The sequence below is a fragment of the Bradyrhizobium sp. LCT2 genome (genome assembly GCF_009931255.1).
Lineage (GTDB): Bacteria > Pseudomonadota > Alphaproteobacteria > Rhizobiales > Xanthobacteraceae > Bradyrhizobium > Bradyrhizobium diazoefficiens.
Genome location: NZ_CP034432.1, coordinates 7,945,922 through 7,964,989, shown reverse-complemented (window position 1 = coordinate 7,964,989; position 19,068 = coordinate 7,945,922). Strand labels below are relative to the sequence as shown.

Here is a 19,068-nt window from a genome sequence, read left to right as displayed (position 1 = left end):
CCGACATGGCGATCAACAACGTGGCCGATCTGTTCGTGGCAACGCTCGAACAGGCCGGCGTCAAGCGAATCTACGGCATCGTCGGCGACAGCCTGAATGCTTTTACCGAGGCGCTGCGGCGTCGCGGCACCATCGAATGGATCCACGTCCGGCATGAGGAGGTTGCGGCGTTCGCAGCCGCCGGCGAAGCCGAGATGACCGGAAGCCTTGCGGTCTGCGCAGGTTCCTGCGGTCCGGGCAATCTGCATCTGATCAACGGCCTGTTCGACGCGCATCGCAGCCGCGTCCCCGTGCTGGCGATCGCGGCGCAGATTCCGTCGGCCGAAATCGGCGGCGGCTACTTTCAGGAAACCCATCCCCAAAACCTGTTCCGGGAATGCAGCCATTATTGCGAGCTGGTCTCGGATGCGAGCCAGCTGCCTTTCGTGATCGAGAACGCCATTCGTGCGGCCGTGGGCCTGCGCGGCGTCGCCGTCATCGCCATGCCCGGCGACGTCGCGTTCCGCGATCCGCCGAGGCGCGCGCTGTCGACGGCGCGGGGGCTCGCGCTGTCGGCGCCGAAAGTCGTGCCTGAGGCCGATGAGCTGAAGGCGCTCGCGGACCTCCTAAACGGCGCCGAGCGCATCACCCTGTTCTGCGGCCGTGGCTGCGCCGGCGCGCATGCGCCGTTGATGCAGCTTGCGGAGGCCTTGAAGAGCCCGATCGTGCATGCGCTCGGCGGCAAGGAGCACGTCGAATACGAAAATCCCTACGATGTCGGCATGACCGGGTTCATCGGCTTCTCCTCGGGCTATGCCGCCATGCACGCCTGCGACGCGCTGATGATGCTCGGCACCGATTTCCCCTACAAGCAGTTCTTCCCGACCGGTTGCCAGATCGCGCAGATCGACATCCGCCCGGAAAATCTCGGCCGACGCTGCAAGATCGACCTCGGCCTCATCGGCGACGTCAAGCTGACCATCGAGGCGCTGCTGCCGCTGCTGAAGACCAAGACCCAGCGCAAGCATCTCGACGATGCCGTCGCGCATTACAAGAAGGCGCGCGAGGGGCTGGACTCGCTCGCCAGGGGCACCCCCGGCAGCAAGCCGATCCATCCGCAATATCTCGCCAAGGTCGTCAGCGACCATGCGTCCGAGGATGCCGTGTTCACCGCCGATGTCGGCACACCCACGGTGTGGGCGGCGCGCTATCTCGAGATGAACGGTCGCCGCCGGCTGATCGGCTCCTTCGTGCACGGCTCGATGGCCAATGCGATGCCGCAGGCGATCGGGGCGCAGGCCTCGCAGCCCGGCCGCCAGGTGATCTCGCTGTCGGGCGACGGGGGCTTCACGATGCTGATGGGCGATCTGATCACGCTGACGCAGATGAAGCTGCCGGTGAAGGTCGTCGTCTTCAACAACGGCGTGCTCGGCTTCGTTGCGCTGGAGATGAAGGCCGCCGGCTTCGTCGACACCAATGTCGACCTGCAAAACCCTGATTTCGCGGCGATGGCGCGCGCGATGGGCATTTTTGCCAAACGCGTCGAGGACCCCGGTGAGCTTCCGGGCGCGGTGAAGGAGATGCTGGCCCACAACGGGCCCGCGCTGCTCGACGTCGTCACCGCCAAGCAGGAGCTGTCGATGCCGCCGACCATCACGAGCGAGCAGATCAAGGGTTTCAGCCTCTGGGTCTTGCGCGCGGTGATGAACGGCCGCGGCGACGAGGTGCTCGATCTTGCGAAGACGAACCTGCTGCCGCGTTAGCTGCGCTTCGCCGACGGCACATGCAACCGCTCGTGGCGGCGCTGGAAGCGCTGCCAGTGCAGTACGCTGCCGATCAGCAGGGCCGGCACGAAGCCGAGCACGATCAGGAAATGCGGCAGCTCCTTCGGCGAGATGAAGGCGATGGCGATGTCCGAGATCAGCCACAGCGCTGCGAACATCACCGCGAAATCCGTGCGCGGGCAGCGCAGATAGTAGAACACGGCGGTGATGACCACGGCAGGCCCGATCGCGATGGCGATCAGCACCGCGGTCAGCTCCTTCGGCGTCACCGCGTCGAGCACCATCGACGCCAGCAGCCACATGGCGGCGAACATGGCGATGATGTCGATCGGATGCCGCAACCCAATACCTCTCACGGGGAACGCGCTATCGTTGTGGTTCCAGGCCCCCGCCGTCAAGTAAAATAGGCCTATTCCTCGTCGTTTCCAGGCGTCGGCCGCAGCATGAAATGGCCGAAGGCAGTGGCGATCGGCTTGTCCGCATCGTCCTGCCAGGCGCGCGCCTCGAAGGCGACGATGCGCCGGCCCTGCTTGACGATCGAGACATTGGCAAAGCTGTCGAGCGCGCGGCCGGAGCGCAAGTAGTTGATGGTCAGCCCGATCGGCTTGGGCGGCGCGGCGGCGCCGAGCTCGCGTGCGACCCCGATGATCGCCGTGGTCTCGAGGAAGGCGCCGGTCATGCCGCCATGGATCGCGGGCAGGATCGGATTGCCGATGATCTTCGGCGAGAACGGCATGGTCAGGGTGCCGTCGTCGTTGACGCGGATGCCGAGGCAGCGCGCGAACGGGCTGCGGGCGAACGGGCCATCCGGATCCTCCGGCGCCTCCAGGGTCGGGATGCTGCGCGAATCCATCCTGCGGTCGGCGAGCATGTTGGTGCGGTTGGCGCCGATCATGAAGCAGGCCGTTGCGGTTGCGACCGGATCGTCCTCGGACTCCTGATACGCGGTGGAGCGTACGAAGGCGATCGAGCGCGTGGTGCGGTAGCAGACCGAATGCGCCTTGATGTCGAGGCCCGGCGTCGCCGGCTTCTGATAGTCGATACGCAGGTCGAGGGTTGCGATCGCGCGCGTGCCGTCGAGCGCGAGCTGCACGGCCATGCCGCAGCTCTCGTCCAGCATCGCGGTGACGACGCCGCCATGCAGCACCCCGGTCTCGGTGTCGCCGACGAAGACGGGACGGTAGGGCAGGCTGGACCAGGCCTCGGCGGGTGCGAAGCGGTCGAGCTGGAGCCCGCTGATATGGCCGTAGTCGGAGCGGCGGCCCTTGATGGCCTCGGCCAGTTCCTCGAACGGGAGCGTGGCAGGTAGGCCGGACGTCGATGAGCTGGACATGGCGATGTTCTAGACCAGTGCCGGGCGCCGCGCAAAACCCCGAATGCGGGTCGCACGGTAGGCCCGCGGTCGGTTGGGCCTCGACAGGGCGGTCCGAAGCGCCGATGGTGAGCGCTTCGTTCGTTCGACTAGCCGCAAGGAGCGCTTATGGCCGACCCCGAAACACCCGGCACCAATCAGGGGCCCGTCACCATTTCGAGCTCGAGCTCCGAGCGGGCGCCGATCATCTATTTCGACGGCGCGTCCTGCTTCGGCCATCACAACGGCGCGATCCAGGTCGAGCTCGCCGCGAACCTCTTGATGCCGGTCGGAGCCGCGGTCAGGGTCGAAGTGGTCCAGACCGCGCACCTGCGTTGCAGCGTGGCCGCCGCGCTGGCCTTGCGCGAAGCGCTCGACAAGGCGCTCGCGATGTACAAGCAGGGGCAGCAGCAGCCGACGGAGGAGATCCCGGCGATGAAGAACTGAGGCGGCAGCGCGATCGCATGTCATTGCGACCGCAGCTCCTCAGCTCACATGCACCTTCGGCTTTCTGCCGCCGTTCCACTTGCCGTCGAGCGCGCGCTCGATCTGGGCGGCGAATTGCAGGAGCAGGCCGTCATTGGCCTGCTTGGCGATCGCCTGGATGCCGAGCGGCAGGTCGTGGTCCTGGGTTGCCATCGGCATCGAGATCGCCGGCATGCCGCAGAGATTGGCGAGCGGCGTGAAGGCGAAAAAGCGCCAGAGGTTGCCGAACCAGTCGAGCACGTCAGGATTGTCGGAGATGGTCAGATATTCCCTGGTGCCGACTTTCGGCGTCGGCAGCGCCGTGATCGGCGTCAGGATGACGTCCCACTGCTCGAAGAACGCGCCGAAACCGCGTGACGTCGTGTTGAACACGCCTTGCATCTTCGCCCGCTCGGCGAAGCTGGTGTGCCGGCCGGCTTCCCAGATCCTGATGTTCATCGGCTCGATGAGGTCTTCCGGCGGCTTGTCCAGCCCGCGCGCGGCCAGCATGTTCGAGATCACCACCGCAAAATTCGAGATGTAGCACATCGTCTGCGCCTCGAACGCCGCACGGAAGTCGAGCTCGGGCAGTGCGTAGTCGACATGGTGCCCGAGGCCTTCGAGGAAGCGGCCGGTCTTCTCCAGCTCGGCGGCGATCTCCGGCGTCGCGGTGTAATCGCCCCATGTGTGCGACAGCGCGATGCGAAGCTTGCCGGGATCGCGCTTGATCATCTCGGAATAGGGCTGCGCCGTGGTCCAGAACGGCATGAACTCGCCGGGCGCAGGCCCGCGCGCGTGATCGACGAAGGCGGCGGTGTCGCGCACCGAGCGCGACTGGCAGCCCTGGATCGAGACGAGCCCGGTGAGGTCGGACATGTGCGGGGCCAGCGAGAACACGCCGCGCGAGACCTTCAGCCCGATATTACCGTTGACGCCGGCGGGAATGCGGATCGAGCCGCCGCCGTCGGTCGCATGCGCGATCGGCACCACGCCGGCGGCAACCATCGCGGCGCTGCCTGCCGACGAGCCGCAGGTGGTGTAGTCGGTGTTCCAGGGATTGCGCGTGACGTAGACGGCCGGATTGTCGGCCGAGCTGCAGACGCCGAATTCCGGTGTCGTGGTGCGCCCGATCAGGTTCAGTCCGGCCTGGCGGAATTTACCGGTCAGGAAGGTGTCGGCGCTCGCGCGATTGCCGCGCATCAGCAGCGAACCCATCTCCTGGAGCCGGCCCTTCATGGTCGGCCCGAGATCCTTCATCAGGAAGGGCAGGCCGGCGAACGGGCCGGCGAGGTTGGCGCCGTCCTTGGCCGGATCGGCGATCACGTCCTCGAACAGCTCGACCACGCCCGACAGCGCCGGATTGACCTTGGCGACGGCAGCAGCGGCCTGGCGGGCCAATTCCTTCGGCGTCAGCTCGCCCTTGCGGACGCGCGCCGCCAGCCCCACGCCATCGTGCTGCGCCCACTCGTTCCAGCTCATCGGCAAAGTCATGAAATTCAAATCCTCTAGATGCGGCGGTCCTTCCTTTCGCATGGACCCTGCGTGAATCAACTGAGCCGGCGCGAAGGGCAGGGTTGCATGGGGCGGAGAGGTCGCACGACCGGGGAGGCCGGCCGTCTCAATCCGATAGTCGCGCGATCACCGCAACCGGCCCGCCGCCCGCCGGGCCCTGATGCTCGGCGCCGCCGGACACGTAGACTGCGCCGGTGCCGGCAAGACCCGCGATCAGGCCGCCGACCGCGGCGCGGGCGTGGCGCGTCGAGCTGATGTCGGTGTCCTCCAGCATGGTGTGGCGAAAGCCGCGCACGCTGCCATCGGGCGAGGCCTCCGCCTTGGCGAAGATGTTGACGAGCTCGCGCCCGGCTTCCGCTTGCGGCGCGACGCCAAGCCCGACACTCTTCAGCGCCGACGTCACAGCGGCGGCGTCGATCGCATCGTTCATCACGGCGTGGCCGATCTCGAATTCGCTGGCCGATGCCGCCGAATTTCCGAGCACGATGACGACGTTGTGCATCAGCTCGATTCCGGCCGAGGTGGATGCCACCTTCGAGAACAGATCGTAGCGGCGCAGCACGTCCCCGTCGCTGATGTCCGAGCCGGTCTCGCCGAGCGCGACCGCAACGCCGAGCGCGGAGGCGCCGCGCGAATAGGCCATCGAACCGTAGGCGCTGGTTGTCGCCGTCTTGTTGCCGCGTGCGCTTGCGGCCTCGACGCGATCGCTGGTGAGCAGCGGGCACTTGATCTGCACGAAATGGACGTCGGCGGGGTCGGCGACCCCGGCGTCCGCCATCGCGGCCTTCACGGCCGCGGCCGTCTCTGCGATCTGCGCGGCGCGTCCGAGCTCCTCCGGCAGGAAGTCCCGCGTGTGCGCCATGCCGATGCTCAGGCGCTTGCCCGACAAGCCCGCCGGCCGCCGCTCGACCTCGCGGCGCGTGAACACCGTGATATGCGGGCTGAGCACGCCTTCGGTGCCGCCGGACATCACGAAAGCGATGCGCTGCTCGACCTCCTCGGGGGACAAGCCGAGCTGTGGCGCCAGCGCCGTGCACAGCGCGGCGACGGCATATTCCCGGGTAAAGTCGTTGACGCCGCCATTGCCTTCGGTCTTGCCGAGGATGGCGAGGATCGATTTGGGATCGATCGCGCCGGAGCCGATCATGGCCATGAGGCCGGAGACGTCACCGGGGCCCTTGGTGACGATCTTGAAGACGCCGACCGATGTCGTCCGCATTGCAGTCCTCGTGTGGAGTTCGGTGGTCCGGCGGTGCAAACAGCCGTGGAACGGAGGCGGCTGTCAATCCCCGTCGTCGTCCTGGCTTTCGCCAGGACGACAAGAGCATAGAGTCTTCATACCAACCGCGCCCGCCGCATCCCCACGATTGTGGCGAGATCGCATCGGTTCAACAAAAAAATCGTCTGTCGACGGTTGCGCGCTGCACCTTGATGAATCAACCTGGGTTGGTCCATAAGCGGCGTCCCGCGACCGGATTTCGGTTTGCGTCGCGTGCTTGGAGAGAGGGATTCTCGCGTGGCAAATATCAACCAGAAAATTGCGCAGGAGCTTGGGGTTCGGGCCGAGCAGGTCGAGGCAGCGGTGACGCTGCTCGACGGCGGCGCCACGGTTCCCTTCATCGCCCGCTACCGCAAGGAAGCGACCGGTGCGCTCGACGACGCGCAATTGCGCACCCTGGAGGAGCGCCTGGGCTACCTGCGCGAACTCGAAGACCGCCGCAAGGCGATCCTCGAATCGATCCGCGAGCAGGGCAAGCTCGATGCCGCCCTCGAAGCCACGATTATGGCCGCCGACAGCAAGGCGCGCCTGGAAGACATCTATCTGCCGTTCAAGCCGAAGCGCCGCACCAAGGCTGAGATCGCCAAGGAAGCCGGCCTCGAGCCGCTCGCCAATCAGCTGATGGCGGAGCCCGGCAACGATCCCAAGGTCGTGGCGGAAAGCTTCATCAACGCCGAGAAGGGCGTGGCTGACGCCGCCGCCGCACTCGACGGCGCCCGCGCCATCCTGGTCGAGCGATTTGACGAAGACGCCGATTTGATCGGCGCGCTGCGCGAGGAGATGTGGACCAATGCGCGCATGGCCTCCAAGGTGCGCGATGGCAAGAAGACCGAGGGCGAAAAGTTCGCCGACTATTTTGAATTCTCCGAGCCGCTGACCAGGCTGCCGTCGCACCGCATCCTGGCGATGTTCCGCGGCGAGAAGGAAGAAATCCTCGACCTGCAGATTCAGGCCGAAGCCGAGGCGCCGCCGCCGGGCGTGCCCAGCGCCTACGAATTGAAGATCATGAAGCGGTTCGGCATCGCCGACCTCAAGCGCGCTGGCGACCGCTGGCTGATCGACACGGTGCGCTGGGCCTGGCGCACCAAGATCCAGGTGCATCTCAACATCGACCTGCGCATGCGGCTGTGGAACGCGGCCGAGACCGAGGCCGTGCGCGTGTTCGCGTCCAATTTGCGCGACCTGCTGCTGGCCGCGCCCGCCGGCACCCGCGTCACCATGGGGCTCGATCCCGGCTACCGGACCGGCGTCAAGGTCGCCGTCACCGACGCGACCGGCAAGGTCGTCGATACCGCCGTGATCTATCCGCACGAGCCGCAGCGGCAGTGGAACGAGTCGCTCGCAATCCTCGGCAAGCTTGCCCTGAAGCACCGTGTCGAGCTGATCGCGATCGGCAACGGCACGGCCTCGCGCGAGACCGACAAGCTCGCAGGCGATCTCGTCAAGGGCCTGGCCGAGCTGAAGATGAACAAGATCGTGGTGTCGGAAGCCGGCGCGTCGGTCTATTCGGCCTCGGCCTTCGCCTCGGAGGAACTGCCCGGTCTCGACGTCACCCTGCGCGGCGCGGTCTCGATCGCGCGGCGCCTCCAGGATCCGCTTGCCGAGCTCGTCAAGATCGAGCCGAAGGCGATCGGCGTCGGCCAGTATCAGCACGACCTCGGCCAGGCCAAGCTCGCCAAGTCGCTCGATGCCGTGGTCGAAGATTGCGTGAACGCCGTCGGCGTCGACGTCAACACCGCCTCGGCGCCGCTGCTCGCCCGCGTGTCGGGCGTGGGCTCGGGCCTTGCGCAGAGCATCGTGGCACATCGTGACGCCAACGGCCCGTTCAGGTCGCGCAAGTCGCTCAAGGACGTGCCGCGCCTCGGGCCGAAGGCGTTTGAGCAGTGCGCGGGCTTTTTGCGCATTCTCGGCGGTGAGGATCCGCTCGATGCGTCCGGCGTGCATCCGGAAGCCTATCCGGTGGTGCGCCGGATTCTCGCGGCCACCAAGAGCGACATCAAGGCGCTGATCGGCAGCAGCGAGATCGTGCGCACGCTGAAGCCGAAGGATTTCGTCGACGAGACCTTCGGTCTGCCGACCGTCACCGACATCCTGCGCGAGCTCGAAAAGCCCGGCCGCGACCCCCGTCCGGCGTTCAAGGCCGCCGTGTTCAAGGAGGGTGTCGAGGAGATCAAGCACCTCCAGAAGGGCATGATCCTCGAGGGTACCGTGACCAACGTCGCCGCCTTCGGCGCTTTCGTCGACATCGGCGTCCACCAGGACGGCCTCGTGCACATCTCGGCGATGTCGAAGACCTTCATCAAGGACCCGCGCGAGGTGGTGAAGCCCGGCGACATCGTCAAGGTGAAGGTGCTGGACTTCGAGGTCGCCCGCAAGCGCATCTCGCTGACGCTGCGGCTCGACGACGAGGTCGGCGCCAAGAAGGACGCCCCCGGCATGCAGCGCGACAATGGTTCGCGCAATGCGGCCCGCATGACCTCGTCGGCGCCGCGCAAGCAGGAATCCTCCGGCGGCGGCGCCCTCGCCGAAGCCCTGCGCCGCGCCGCCGAGAAGAGCGGCGGCAAGCGCGTGTGATCTCCAACCTCTCCCCGCTCTTCTGCGGGGAGAGGTCGGAATTCGCGCGCAGCGCGGATTCCGGGTGAGGCGCAGCGCACTATGTTGCCAAGATGGCGGCCCATCCGACTCCGATGTGAGTGCGCGACGAAAGCTTGGCCAACAGTCCGCATCGCATTCTTGGAGATAGCCCTCACCCCACCCTCCCCGTAAGAACGGGGCGAGGGAGCGGGAGAGTTGGGCCTCCCTAACACCCGCGTCAGAATCTGGCGCATTTGTAAGTTGAAGGTGAGGGCGCATTTTCCTCATCTGTTCCCCTTGAGCGGCGCGACCGTCGCCGCGACAAGGAGGATATTCAGATGAACAGCAGGCTTCTCACCGGCATCGTCGCGGCGGCCATGGCTGCAACGCTGGCGGTCGCTTCGCCCGTTCTCGCCCGAGGTGGAGGTGGGGGCGGCGGCCACGGTGGTGGTTTCGGCGGCGGAGGACACGGCGGCTTCGGCGGCGGAGGACATGGCGGCTTTGGCGGCGGAGGACATTTCGGCGGCGGCATGCACGCCGGTGGCTTTGGCGGGATGCATGTCGGCGGCATGGGCGGTGCTCGTTTCGGTGGCGCCCACTTCGCCGGCTCGCCGATGACCGCCCACGCTGCGATCGGGCCGCGCTTTGCCGGTGCGCCGCTCGCGACCCGCGCCGCCTTCGGGCCGCGTTTCGCCGGCACGGGCTGGCACGGCAGGCCCTTCATCGGCCGCCATGCATTCTTCTTCCGCCATCATCGCTTCCACCGGTTCGCCTTCGTTGGCGCGCCCTTCTACTACGCCAATTACTACGACGACGGTTGCTGGCGCAGGAGCTGGACGCCCTATGGGTGGCAATGGGTCAATGTGTGCGGAGACTATTGGTAGTCGCATCGCCGTACCGCACCATTGTCGCGATCGCCATCGGGCGGTTCCGCTCAGCCCCGGAACGGGATAGTCTGGTGGCGATCGTCGCGCGGAGTTTTGCATGACCGGAGGTCACCGCCGCATCCTGGTCGTCGAGGACGATCCGGAAACCGCAGGCCAGCTCGTCGAAGAGTTGACGACCTCTGGCTATGAGGTCGATCTCGCCGCCACGGGGCGCGAAGCCCTGAGCCACGGCGCCGCCCGCGACTATGCCGTGATCACCATCGACCGCATGCTGCCCGACATCGACGGCATCACCGTGATGCGCCAATTGCGCGACGACGGCATCGCGGCGCCCTTCCTGATCATCTCCGCGCTCGGCGAGGTCGACGACCGCGTGCGTGGCCTGCGCGCCGGCGGGGACGACTATCTCGTCAAGCCGTTCTCCTTCGTCGAGCTGCTTGCGCGGCTCGAGGCCCTCGGCCGCCGCAGCGAGACCATCGCCAAGGAGACGCTGCTGCGCGTCGGCGACCTCGCCATCGACCTGATCGCGCGCAACGCCAGCCGCCGCGGCCGCAAGATTCCGCTGCTGCCGCGCGAGTTTCAGCTGCTCGAATATCTCGTCCGCAACGAGGGCCGCGTCGTCTCGCGTGCGATGCTGCTCCAGCACGTCTGGGACCTGCATTTCGATCCCTCGACCAACATCATCGACGTTTATGTCGGGCGCGTCCGCCGCAAGGTCGACGACGCCCAGGCCTATCCGCTGATCCACACCATCCGCGGCATCGGATATTGTCTCCGTGCTCCTGGCTAAGACCCTCCGCTCCTCGACCTTCCGTCTGGCGCTGATCGCGATCGCGGCATTCGGGCTGATCGTCGCGGCGATCATGGCCTACGTCTATTTCGGTACGCTCGCCTATGTGGAGAGCCGGCTCGGCTCCGCCGGCGATCGCGACGGCTTCACCGGCACGATCGAACTCGCCATGGTCGCGGTCGCGGTGCTGCTCCTGGTGCTCGCCGGGCTCGCAGCCGTGCTGGTGACCCGGCGCACGGTGGGGCGGATCGAGGAGATCAACACCACCAGCCGTGCCATCATGCTGTCCGGTCTCGACCGCCGCATTCCCCTGCGCGGCAGCCACGACGAGTGGGACCGCGTCGCCGAAAACCTCAACCAGATGCTCGACCGCATCGAGACGCTGATGGGCGAGGTCAAGCAGGTCAGCGACAACGTCGCCCACGATCTGCGCACGCCGCTGACGCGCATGCGCGGCCGGCTGGAGAAGGCCTATCACACCCCGCGCAACAGCGAGGCGGATGCCACGCTGATCGGCGACACCATCGCCGATCTCGATGCCGTGCTCGGCATGTTCGCCTCCATCACCCGGATCTCGGAGATCGAGACCCGCGCCCGCAGGAGCGCCTTTCGCGCGCTTGATCTCGCCGAGATCGCCGGCGAGGTCGTCGAGCTCTACGACGCTGCCGCCGAGCAGGTTGCGACGCGTCTCAGCCTCGGCGGCGACCGCGAGGTCGCGATCACGGGCGACCGCGACCTCTTGTTCGACGCCGTCGCCAATCTCGTCGACAACGCGATCAAGCACGGCCGCAAGGGCGGGCAGGTGACGGTGACTTGCCGCAGCGCCGATGGCGGCGCGGTGATCGCGATCGCCGACGACGGTCCGGGCATTCCGACCGAGGCGCGCGACCACGTCTTCAAGCGGTTCTACCGGCTCGAACAGAGCCGCTACACGCCGGGCAACGGCCTCGGCCTCAGCCTCGTCGCCGCGGTTGCGCGCCTTCATGGTGCCGAGATTGCGCTGCATGACAATGCGCCGGGCCTGACGGTCCAGCTCCGGTTTCCGCTGCCTGCGCAGCCCGGCACCCAACTTGCATGATTGCACGCGTACCGAGTGGAAGTCCTGCAATGTCCCGCCTGCCAGACCTCGTCATCACCAATGCCCGCACGCGCGGCCGCGAGATCGTCGACATTGCGATCACCGATGGCGTGATCACCGCGATCGGCAACCGGGTCGATCCCGGTGCACAGGCCTTTGTCGATGCCAAGGGCGGCCTGGTGACGCCGGCCTTTGTCAATCCGCACCTGCACCTCTGCAAGGTCTGGACCCTGCCGATGATGTCGGAGGCGGCGCTAGAGGCCTATCAGGGCGGCGGCATGAGCGAGGCGGCGAAGGCGGTCGATCTCGCCGCAGCGGTGAAGAGAAATTACGACGCGTCCTGGATCGTCCCGAACGCACGGCGCGCGGTGGCGCTCGCCGCGCTCCACGGCAACCTCCACATCCGCGCCTTCGCCGACGTCGACACCAAGGCCCGGCTGGAGGGCGTCAAGGCGCTGCTCGCGATCCGCGAGGAGTTTCGCGGCATCGTCGACATCCAGGTCGTGGCATTCCCGCAGGACGGCCTGTTTCGCGAGCCCGGCGCAGAGGGCCTGATGCGCAAGGCGATGGCGCTCGGGGCCGACGTCGTCGGCGGGATTCCCTGGATCGAAGCCGACGAAGAGGACATGCGCCGCCATGTCGCGTTCTGCTTCGACCTCGCGGCCGAGCACGGCGCCGAAACCTCGATGCTGCTGGACGACGTCGGCGACGCCAACATGCGCACGCTCGACATGATGGCGCGCGCGGTGATCGCGCGCGGCGTCGAGGGCCGGGCGCTCGCCCATCATTGCCGGGCGATGGCGCTCTATCCCGAGAACTATCTCCGCGAGCTGAAGGTGCTGCTCGGAAAGGCCCGTGTCAGCGTCGTCAGCAATCCGCACAACGGCCCGCTGCACGCGCGGGTGAAGGAATTGCTCGGTGCCGGCATCAATGTCTGCCTCGGCCAGGACGACATTTCGGACGCCTATTATCCGCTCGGGCGCAACAACATGCTGGAGGTGGCGTTCCTCGCCTCGCATCTGTTGTGGATGACGAAGAAAAGCGAGTTCGAGACGCTCTACGACATGATCACCACGCGCGCGGCGACGGCGATCAACCTCGAGCGCTATGGCCTCGGGCTCGGCTGCGCAGCCAATCTGGTCGTGCTCGAACAGGCCGACGTCACCGAGGCGCTGCGCTTCCACAGCCCGCCCAGCATCGTGATCAGCCATGGCCGCGTCGTCGATACCGACCGCATGCGCGAGCTGGCGCAGACCGCGATCGGCGATTGAACCGCGCCGCTCAGAGCTCGATCACGCCGCGGCGCGCGGCATGTGCCACCGCATCGGTGCGGCCGGTGGCATCCAGCTTGTCGAGCAGCGAGCCGACATGGAATTTCACGGTGTGCACGGAGATGCCGAGCTGACGCGCGATCATCTTGTTGGAGCCGCCCTCGGCCATCAGCGCCAGCACGTCGAGCTCGCGCTGCGTCAGGGCGATGTCCTCGGGCATGCCGCGCGGATCGCGGGCGACGACGGTCGCGGCGGCCTGCTCGCCGGGCGCGGCAAGGCGCAGCCCGGCGACATTGCCGAGCAGCGCCGCCAGGCGATCGGCGAGGGCGGGATCGTCGACCTCCAGGGACAGCACGATCTCCGGTAGCTTCTCCTCGCTCACGCCTCCGGCCTCTCGCCGACCGTGACCTTGAAGCTGATCGGCTCGCCGCCGCGGCGCACCGCGACATCGACCACAGCGCCGACGCTCGCAGGTCCCAGCGTTCTCGACAGCGCGCGCACGCCGGAGAGTTTCTGGTCGTTGACCGCCACGATCACATCGCCCTGGCGGATGCCGGCCGCCGCCGAAGGTCCGGCCTTGTCGACATTCATCACCATGGCGCCGATGCCGTCCTCGAGCCGCACCGGCTGGAGTCCGAGCCCGAGATATCCGCGCGCGATGCGGCCGCGCGCCTCGAGTTGCGGCGCGATGCGCTCGATCGTCGCCGTCGGGATCACCAGCACGCGCCTTGGTCCGAGCACGGCCATGCCGAAGGCTTCACCGGTCGCATCGAGCGCAAGGCCGCCTTCCTGGCCGGGACGCAGGCGAACGTCGAGCTCGATCCGTGCATCGATGTCGCCGCCGCGCAAGGAGCGCCAGCTCTTGCCGGACGCCGATACCATCCCGAGCGCGGCGCTCGGCGTATCACGGTTGGTGGCCACGACAACCGACAACGCGCCGAGGGGCGGGACCGTCGCGGCGAGCTTGACCGGCGCGACGCCGGCCTCGGTGCGCAGCAGCGCGATGTCGGTGGTGTGGTCGCGGCCGGCGATCGTGGCGGCCACCCGGCTGCCGTCGGGGAGGCCGATCTCGACCTCGCCCTCGTCGGCCAACGCCTCGTCGGCGGTGACGATCAGGCCGGGCTTCCAGACGAAGCCGGTTGCGCGGGAGCGATGCGAGTGCACGGAGACGATGGAGGGCGCGGTGCGCGCCACGACATCCGCGAGCGCGGACGACAGTGAGGACAGTGGAGTTGGGGCGGTCATGGCGGTCTCCTGTAAGTTGTCCCCAATCTGGGATGTCGCGCGCGGTAGCGAAACTGGCCGGGTGGCCAGGACAGTGGCGGCGCCGGCCGACGAACATGTGATTGGGAGCCGTTCACGGGAACGTGTAGCAATCGGTCGACATTGCGCCGTACGGCCTTAGACGTTTCCAGCGAGCCCCGACCGATGACCATCGATCTCACCCGCCGCACCCTGCTCCAACTTGCCGGAGCCACCTCGCTCGCGATGGCGGCCGCGGCTGCCGCACGCGCCGAGGGGACTGCGCAAGGCGGCGGGCCGACCTATGCCAGCCGCACGCCGATGCGGGTCGGCATGGTGACGCTCCGGGTCAAGAATCTCGACACGGTTGCCGACTACTACCGCGACGTGATCGGGCTGACCGTCATGGAGCGCTCCGCCAGCGCTGCGAAGCTCGGTACGGCCGGCATCACGCTGCTCGTGCTCGAGGCGCGTCCGGATGCGGCGATCGAGCCGCGCAATGCCGCAGGCCTCTACCACACCGCCTTCCTGATGCCGACCCGCAAGGATCTCGCGCGCTGGCTGGTGCACGCCGCCTCGCATCGCGTGCCGCTGTCGGGCTTTGCCGACCATCTCGTCAGCGAATCCGTCTATCTCGACGACCCCGAAGGTAACGGCATCGAGGTCTATGCCGACCGCGAGCCCTCGCAATGGCAGTGGAGCGAGGGCAGCGTGAAGATGGCGACCGACGAGCTCAACATCCCCGACCTGCTGTCGCTGACCAATACGCGCGTTCCTGACTATGCCAAGGCGCCGGACGGAATGCGCGTCGGCCACATGCATCTGCGCGTCGGCGATCTCGCGCAGGCCGAGAACTTCTACCACGGCACCGTCGGCCTCGACCCGACCCGCAAGCGCAACGGCGCGGCGTTCCTGTCGTCGGGCCGCTATCACCATCACCTCGGCATGAACGTCTGGCAGAGCCAGGGCGCGGGCCTGCGCGACGATTCCACAACCGGTCTCGCCTGGTTTTCGCTGGTGATGGCGAAGCAGGAGCTGCTCGCCGCTCAGGAAGAGCGCCTGCGCAAGAGCGGTGTGAAGGTCACGGCGCTTGCCGACGGTTTGGAGGCGGTCGATCCCTGGGGCACGCGGGTGCGCTTGCTCAAGGTTTGATCGCCGGGGCGGGCATTGGTAATACCCGTCGGGTGCCAGCTTCCGGAGCCCCCGACATGTCCGAATTCCACGGCGTCTTCCCCTACCTCGTCTCCCCCGTCGATGCCGACGGCACGGTGCGGACGAGCGTGCTCGCAAAGCTCTGCGACGACCTTATCGGTGCCGGCGTGCATGGTCTGACGCCGCTCGGCTCGACCGGCGAGTTCGCCTATCTCAATGCCGCCCAGCGCACGGCGGTCGTGCAGACCACGATCGAAGCCGCGAAGGGCCGCGTGCCCGTGGTGGCCGGCGTCGCCTCCACCTCGACCGCGGATGCGGTGACGCAGGCACGGACGTATCAGAAGCTTGGCGCCGACGGCATTTTGGCGATCCTGGAGGCGTATTTCCCGCTCGCCGATACCCAGGTCGAATCCTATTTCCGCGCCATCGCGGACGCCGTGGACATTCCCGTCGTCATCTACACCAATCCGCAATTCCAGCGCTCCGACCTCACCCTCGAAATCATCGCGCGCCTCGCCGAGCATCCGCGCATTGGCTACATCAAGGACGCCTCGACCAACACCGGCCGGCTGCTCTCGATCATGAACCGCTGCGGCGATCGCCTGCGCGTGTTCTCGGCCTCCGCCCACATTCCGGCCGCGGTGATGCTGATCGGCGGGCTCGGCTGGATGGCGGGACCTGCCTGCATCATCCCGCGCCAGAGCGTCGCGCTCTACGACCTCTGCCGGGCGGGCCGCTGGGACGAGGCCATGGCGCTCCAGCGCAGGCTGTGGCGGATCAACGAAGCCTTCGCCCGCTTCAACCTCGCCGCCTGCATCAAGGCCGGCCTTTCGATCCAGGGCTACGACGTCGGCGATCCCATCCCGCCGCAGGCGGCGCTGTCGGCCGATGCGCGCAAGGTGGTGGAGACCGCGCTCAGGGAGCTGGGCTGAGCCGTCATTCCGGGGCGATGCGCAGCATCGAACCCGGAATCTCGAGATTCCCCGGTGCGCAATTGCGCACCTGAGGTCTGGTCCTTCGGACCATCCCGGAATGACGATCCCAACGGCATGACGAATGTGTGGGTTCGCCGCCCAAAACCGCGGCTGGTATGCCCCCGGTCGATCCGCTAAAAGGCTGCCCGCAGTTTCGAAAAGACCTCGAGGACCCCACGGAATGAACATTCTTCCCGGCAATTTGCGTTTCGGAGCGGGCCAGCCCGTCAAGCGTTTGGAAGACCAGCGGCTGCTGACCGGGAAGGGGCAATTCATCGACGACAAGCCGCAGGACGGCGCGCTGTGGTTGCACGTGCTGCGCTCGCCGCATGCGCACGCGAAGATCGTCTCGATCGACACCAGCGCCGCGGCCGGAATGCCCGGCGTCACCGCGGTCTACACCGGTGCGGATCTCGTCAGGGACGATATCGGCAGCATCCCGACGCTGAGCATCTTCAAGCGCCCCGACGGCAAGCCGATGACGGTGCCGCCGCGCCGGCTGCTCGCCCATGAGGTCGTGCGTTACACCGGCGAGGCGGTGGCGGCGGTGGTCGCCGCCTCCCGCGCGGAGGCGCAGAGCGCGGCCGAAGCGATCGTGGTCGAATACGACGTGCAGCCCGCGGTGGTCGACCCGGTCGAGGCGGTGAAGCCCGGCGCGCCTGTGGTGTGGCCGGAGGCGCCCGACAACATCGTCGGCGCGATGGCTTACGGCGATGCCGCCAAGGTGGACGAGGCCTTTGCCAAGGCCGCGCACACGGTCGAGCTCGACATCATCAGCCAGCGCCTCGTGCCCTCCGCGATGGAGCCGCGCTCGACCATCGCCGAGATCGACAAGAAGACCGGACGTCTCCTCCTGCACGTGCAGTCGCAGACGCCGGCCTCGACCCGCGACGTGCTGGCGGAAGCCGTGCTCAAGCGCCCCAAGGACAGCGTCCGCGTGCTGGTCGGCGACATCGGCGGCGGCTTTGGCCAGAAGACCAACCTCTATCCCGAGGACGGCATCGTCGCCTACGCCGCGACCAAGCTGAGCAAGAAGATCCGCTGGCGCGGCGACCGCACCGACGAGTTCGTCGGCGGCACCCACGGCCGCGACCTCACCTCGACCGCGTCCTTCGCGCTGGACGAGAAGGGCAAGGTGCTGGCCTATCGCGTCAAGTCGATCGGCTGCACCGGCGCCTATTCTTCGGGGGCCGCCAACATCATCCCGCTCGTGCTCGGGCCGTTCGTGCAGACCGGCGTCTACGATCTGCCGCTGGTGCATTTCGAGGTGCAGTCGGTGATGACCCACACCGCGCCCGTCGGCGCCTATCGCGGTGCGGGCCGGCCCGAGGCCGTGTTCATCGTCGAGCGCCTGTTCGACGCCGCCGCGCGAAAAATCGGCATGGATCCGCGCGCGATCCGCAAGGCCAACTACATCAAGCCGGCGCAGCTGCCCTACACCAATGCTGCGGGCCAGGTTTACGATTCCGGTGCCTTCGCCCACATGCTCGACCGTGCCGTGAAGCTCGCCGACTGGGACGGCTTTGCCGCGCGCAAGAAGGCGGCGAAGAAGAAGGGCCTGCTCTACGGCCGCGGGCTCACGTCGTACATCGAATGGACCGGCGGCCGCGCCCACACCGAGAAGGTCAGCCTGCACGCGACCTCGCAGGGCCGCGTCGTCCTGCACTCCGGCACCATGGCGATGGGGCAGGGGCTGCAGACCACCTACACCCAGATGATCGCCGACACGCTCGGCATTGCCATGGACAAGATCGATGTCGTCCAGGGCGACACCGATCTGGCGATGGGCTTTGGCAGCGTCGGCTCGCGCTCGCTGTTCGTCGGCGGCACGGCCGTGGCCGTCTCGTCGAATGACCTGATCCAGAAGGCGCGCGAGAAGGCGGCGAACGTGCTGGAGACCTCGGTCGAGGACATCGAATATCAGGGCGGCATGCTCACCGTGGTCGGCACCGACCGCCGCATCAGCCTGTTCGACCTTGCCGAGAAGGAGAGCGGCGCAAAACTCAGCGTCGATTCGGAAGGGGAGGTTGACGGTCCGAGCTGGCCGAACGGCACGCATATCTGCGAGGTCGAGATCGACCCCGAAACCGGCGTCTCCCGCGTCGTGCGCTACACCACCGTTGACGACGTCGGTGTCGCCGTGAACCCGATGCTGGTGACGGGCCAGATCCATGGCGGCGTCGCGCAAGGCATCGGCCAGGCGCTCTATGAGGGCGTCTCCTACGATGCCGACGGCCAGCTCCTGACCGCGAGCTATCAGGACTACTGCATCCCGCGCGCCGGCGACGTGCCGCCGATCGAGGTGACACTGGACGATTCCGCGCCCTGCCGCACCAACCCGCTCGGCGCCAAGGGCTGCGGCGAATCCGGCGCCATCGGCGGCCCGCCCTGCGTCACCAACGGCGTGATGGACGCACTCGCCGAGCTCGGCATCACCCAGCTCAACACGCCCCTGACGCCGCAGAAGATCTGGCAAGCGATCAGGGACGCGAAGGCGGGCGGGTAAGCGCAACGCCGAATCGTTGCGCTGGCTGTCGCCGCACACTCAACTGTCGTCCCGGACAAGCGCGCCATAAGCGCGCGCCGATCCGGGACCTATAACCACAGGGAATGGTTGTGGCGCGAAGCAGGTAACTCCGAGTCCCCGTAACCACATTCACCTGTGGTTATGGGTCCCGAATCAGCGCTCCGCTTCGCTGCGCTTGTCCGGGACGACAGCGGAGAGTGTGG

The 19,068-nt window shown here is 67.3% G+C and carries 16 protein-coding genes; 10 read left to right on the top strand and 6 right to left on the bottom strand.

The genetic code is table 11. The annotated features are described in order from the left end of the window. Positions 1–5 precede the first annotated feature (5 nt). Entirely contained in the window at positions 6–1,742 is a 1,737-nt protein-coding gene (gene poxB, locus EI171_RS37600; RefSeq protein WP_161536278.1) for a ubiquinone-dependent pyruvate dehydrogenase, read from the top strand. Here poxB and EI171_RS37595 read toward each other — a convergent pair. Continuing rightward, a complete protein-coding gene (locus tag EI171_RS37595) occupies positions 1,739–2,104 on the bottom strand; it encodes a hypothetical protein (protein WP_028172912.1) in 366 nt (121 codons plus the stop codon). The genes poxB and EI171_RS37595 overlap by 4 nt on opposite strands. A gap of 68 nt (positions 2,105–2,172) precedes the next feature. Beyond that, a complete protein-coding gene (locus EI171_RS37590; RefSeq protein WP_011090019.1) occupies positions 2,173–3,096 on the bottom strand; it encodes a PaaI family thioesterase in 924 nt (307 codons plus the stop codon). A 147-nt stretch (positions 3,097–3,243) separates the two neighbouring features. On the opposite strand from EI171_RS37590, the gene EI171_RS37585 reads away from it, so the two are divergent. Continuing rightward, entirely contained in the window at positions 3,244–3,561 is a 318-nt protein-coding gene (locus tag EI171_RS37585; protein WP_028172914.1) for a hypothetical protein, read from the top strand. A gap of 39 nt (positions 3,562–3,600) precedes the next feature. Here the strand turns inward: EI171_RS37585 and EI171_RS37580 are convergent, their stop codons facing one another. Both EI171_RS37580 and EI171_RS37575 read right to left on the bottom strand, forming a co-directional pair. Next, positions 3,601–5,070: an amidase gene (locus EI171_RS37580; RefSeq protein ID WP_028172915.1), complete on the bottom strand. Its 1,470-nt coding sequence runs from the start codon at positions 5,068–5,070 to the stop codon at positions 3,601–3,603. Positions 5,071–5,197: 127 nt separating this feature from the next. Beyond that, complete coding sequence (locus tag EI171_RS37575) at positions 5,198–6,310, bottom strand: ring-opening amidohydrolase (protein ID WP_161536277.1); 1,113 nt, start codon at positions 6,308–6,310, stop codon at positions 5,198–5,200. A gap of 297 nt (positions 6,311–6,607) precedes the next feature. On the opposite strand from EI171_RS37575, the gene EI171_RS37570 reads away from it, so the two are divergent. The 5 genes from EI171_RS37570 (at position 6,608) to EI171_RS37550 (ending at position 12,970) form a co-directional block, all read left to right on the top strand. Further along, entirely contained in the window at positions 6,608–8,944 is a 2,337-nt protein-coding gene (locus EI171_RS37570; protein ID WP_161536276.1) for a Tex family protein, read from the top strand. A 338-nt stretch (positions 8,945–9,282) separates the two neighbouring features. Next, entirely contained in the window at positions 9,283–9,828 is a 546-nt protein-coding gene (locus EI171_RS37565) for a hypothetical protein (RefSeq protein WP_161536275.1), read from the top strand. Positions 9,829–9,928: 100 nt separating this feature from the next. Continuing rightward, complete coding sequence (locus EI171_RS37560) at positions 9,929–10,621, top strand: response regulator transcription factor (RefSeq protein WP_011090013.1); 693 nt, start codon at positions 9,929–9,931, stop codon at positions 10,619–10,621. After that, complete coding sequence (locus EI171_RS37555; protein WP_161536274.1) at positions 10,608–11,699, top strand: HAMP domain-containing sensor histidine kinase; 1,092 nt, start codon at positions 10,608–10,610, stop codon at positions 11,697–11,699. Before EI171_RS37560 ends, EI171_RS37555 begins: the two co-directional genes overlap by 14 nt. Positions 11,700–11,728: 29 nt before the next feature. Continuing rightward, positions 11,729–12,970 (top strand): amidohydrolase family protein, encoded by a 1,242-nt coding sequence (locus tag EI171_RS37550; protein WP_246740343.1) that lies wholly within the window; start codon positions 11,729–11,731, stop codon positions 12,968–12,970. A 10-nt stretch (positions 12,971–12,980) separates the two neighbouring features. On the opposite strand, the gene EI171_RS37545 is transcribed toward EI171_RS37550, so the two are convergent. Beyond that, positions 12,981–13,352, bottom strand: coding sequence for a response regulator transcription factor (locus EI171_RS37545; RefSeq protein ID WP_161536272.1), 372 nt, complete (start codon positions 13,350–13,352; stop codon positions 12,981–12,983). Beyond that, entirely contained in the window at positions 13,349–14,215 is an 867-nt protein-coding gene (locus tag EI171_RS37540; protein ID WP_161536271.1) for a S1C family serine protease, read from the bottom strand. The genes EI171_RS37545 and EI171_RS37540 overlap by 4 nt, the downstream gene beginning before the upstream one ends. A gap of 183 nt (positions 14,216–14,398) precedes the next feature. On the opposite strand from EI171_RS37540, the gene EI171_RS37535 reads away from it, so the two are divergent. From EI171_RS37535 to EI171_RS37525, 3 genes are all read left to right on the top strand, one after another. Then, a complete protein-coding gene (locus tag EI171_RS37535; protein WP_011090008.1) occupies positions 14,399–15,364 on the top strand; it encodes a VOC family protein in 966 nt (321 codons plus the stop codon). Between the two features lie 56 nt (positions 15,365–15,420). Beyond that, positions 15,421–16,296 (top strand): dihydrodipicolinate synthase family protein, encoded by an 876-nt coding sequence (locus tag EI171_RS37530; protein WP_161536270.1) that lies wholly within the window; start codon positions 15,421–15,423, stop codon positions 16,294–16,296. A 223-nt stretch (positions 16,297–16,519) separates the two neighbouring features. Beyond that, positions 16,520–18,844 (top strand): xanthine dehydrogenase family protein molybdopterin-binding subunit, encoded by a 2,325-nt coding sequence (locus tag EI171_RS37525; RefSeq protein ID WP_161536269.1) that lies wholly within the window; start codon positions 16,520–16,522, stop codon positions 18,842–18,844. Positions 18,845–19,068: the final 224 nt, after the last annotated feature.

Coding starts and splice junctions, on each gene's coding strand:
- EI171_RS37580 (WP_028172915.1), bottom strand. CDS start 5,070: ATGACTTTGCCGATGAGCTGGAACGAGTGGGCGCAGCACGATGGCGTG.
- EI171_RS37560 (WP_011090013.1), top strand. CDS start 9,929: ATGACCGGAGGTCACCGCCGCATCCTGGTCGTCGAGGACGATCCGGAA.
- EI171_RS37585 (WP_028172914.1), top strand. CDS start 3,244: ATGGCCGACCCCGAAACACCCGGCACCAATCAGGGGCCCGTCACCATT.
- EI171_RS37525 (WP_161536269.1), top strand. CDS start 16,520: ATGAACATTCTTCCCGGCAATTTGCGTTTCGGAGCGGGCCAGCCCGTC.
- poxB (WP_161536278.1), top strand. CDS start 6: ATGGCGATCAACAACGTGGCCGATCTGTTCGTGGCAACGCTCGAACAG.
- EI171_RS37550 (WP_246740343.1), top strand. CDS start 11,729: ATGTCCCGCCTGCCAGACCTCGTCATCACCAATGCCCGCACGCGCGGC.
- EI171_RS37575 (WP_161536277.1), bottom strand. CDS start 6,310: ATGCGGACGACATCGGTCGGCGTCTTCAAGATCGTCACCAAGGGCCCC.
- EI171_RS37535 (WP_011090008.1), top strand. CDS start 14,399: ATGACCATCGATCTCACCCGCCGCACCCTGCTCCAACTTGCCGGAGCC.
- EI171_RS37540 (WP_161536271.1), bottom strand. CDS start 14,215: ATGACCGCCCCAACTCCACTGTCCTCACTGTCGTCCGCGCTCGCGGAT.
- EI171_RS37565 (WP_161536275.1), top strand. CDS start 9,283: ATGAACAGCAGGCTTCTCACCGGCATCGTCGCGGCGGCCATGGCTGCA.
- EI171_RS37530 (WP_161536270.1), top strand. CDS start 15,421: ATGTCCGAATTCCACGGCGTCTTCCCCTACCTCGTCTCCCCCGTCGAT.
- EI171_RS37590 (WP_011090019.1), bottom strand. CDS start 3,096: ATGTCCAGCTCATCGACGTCCGGCCTACCTGCCACGCTCCCGTTCGAG.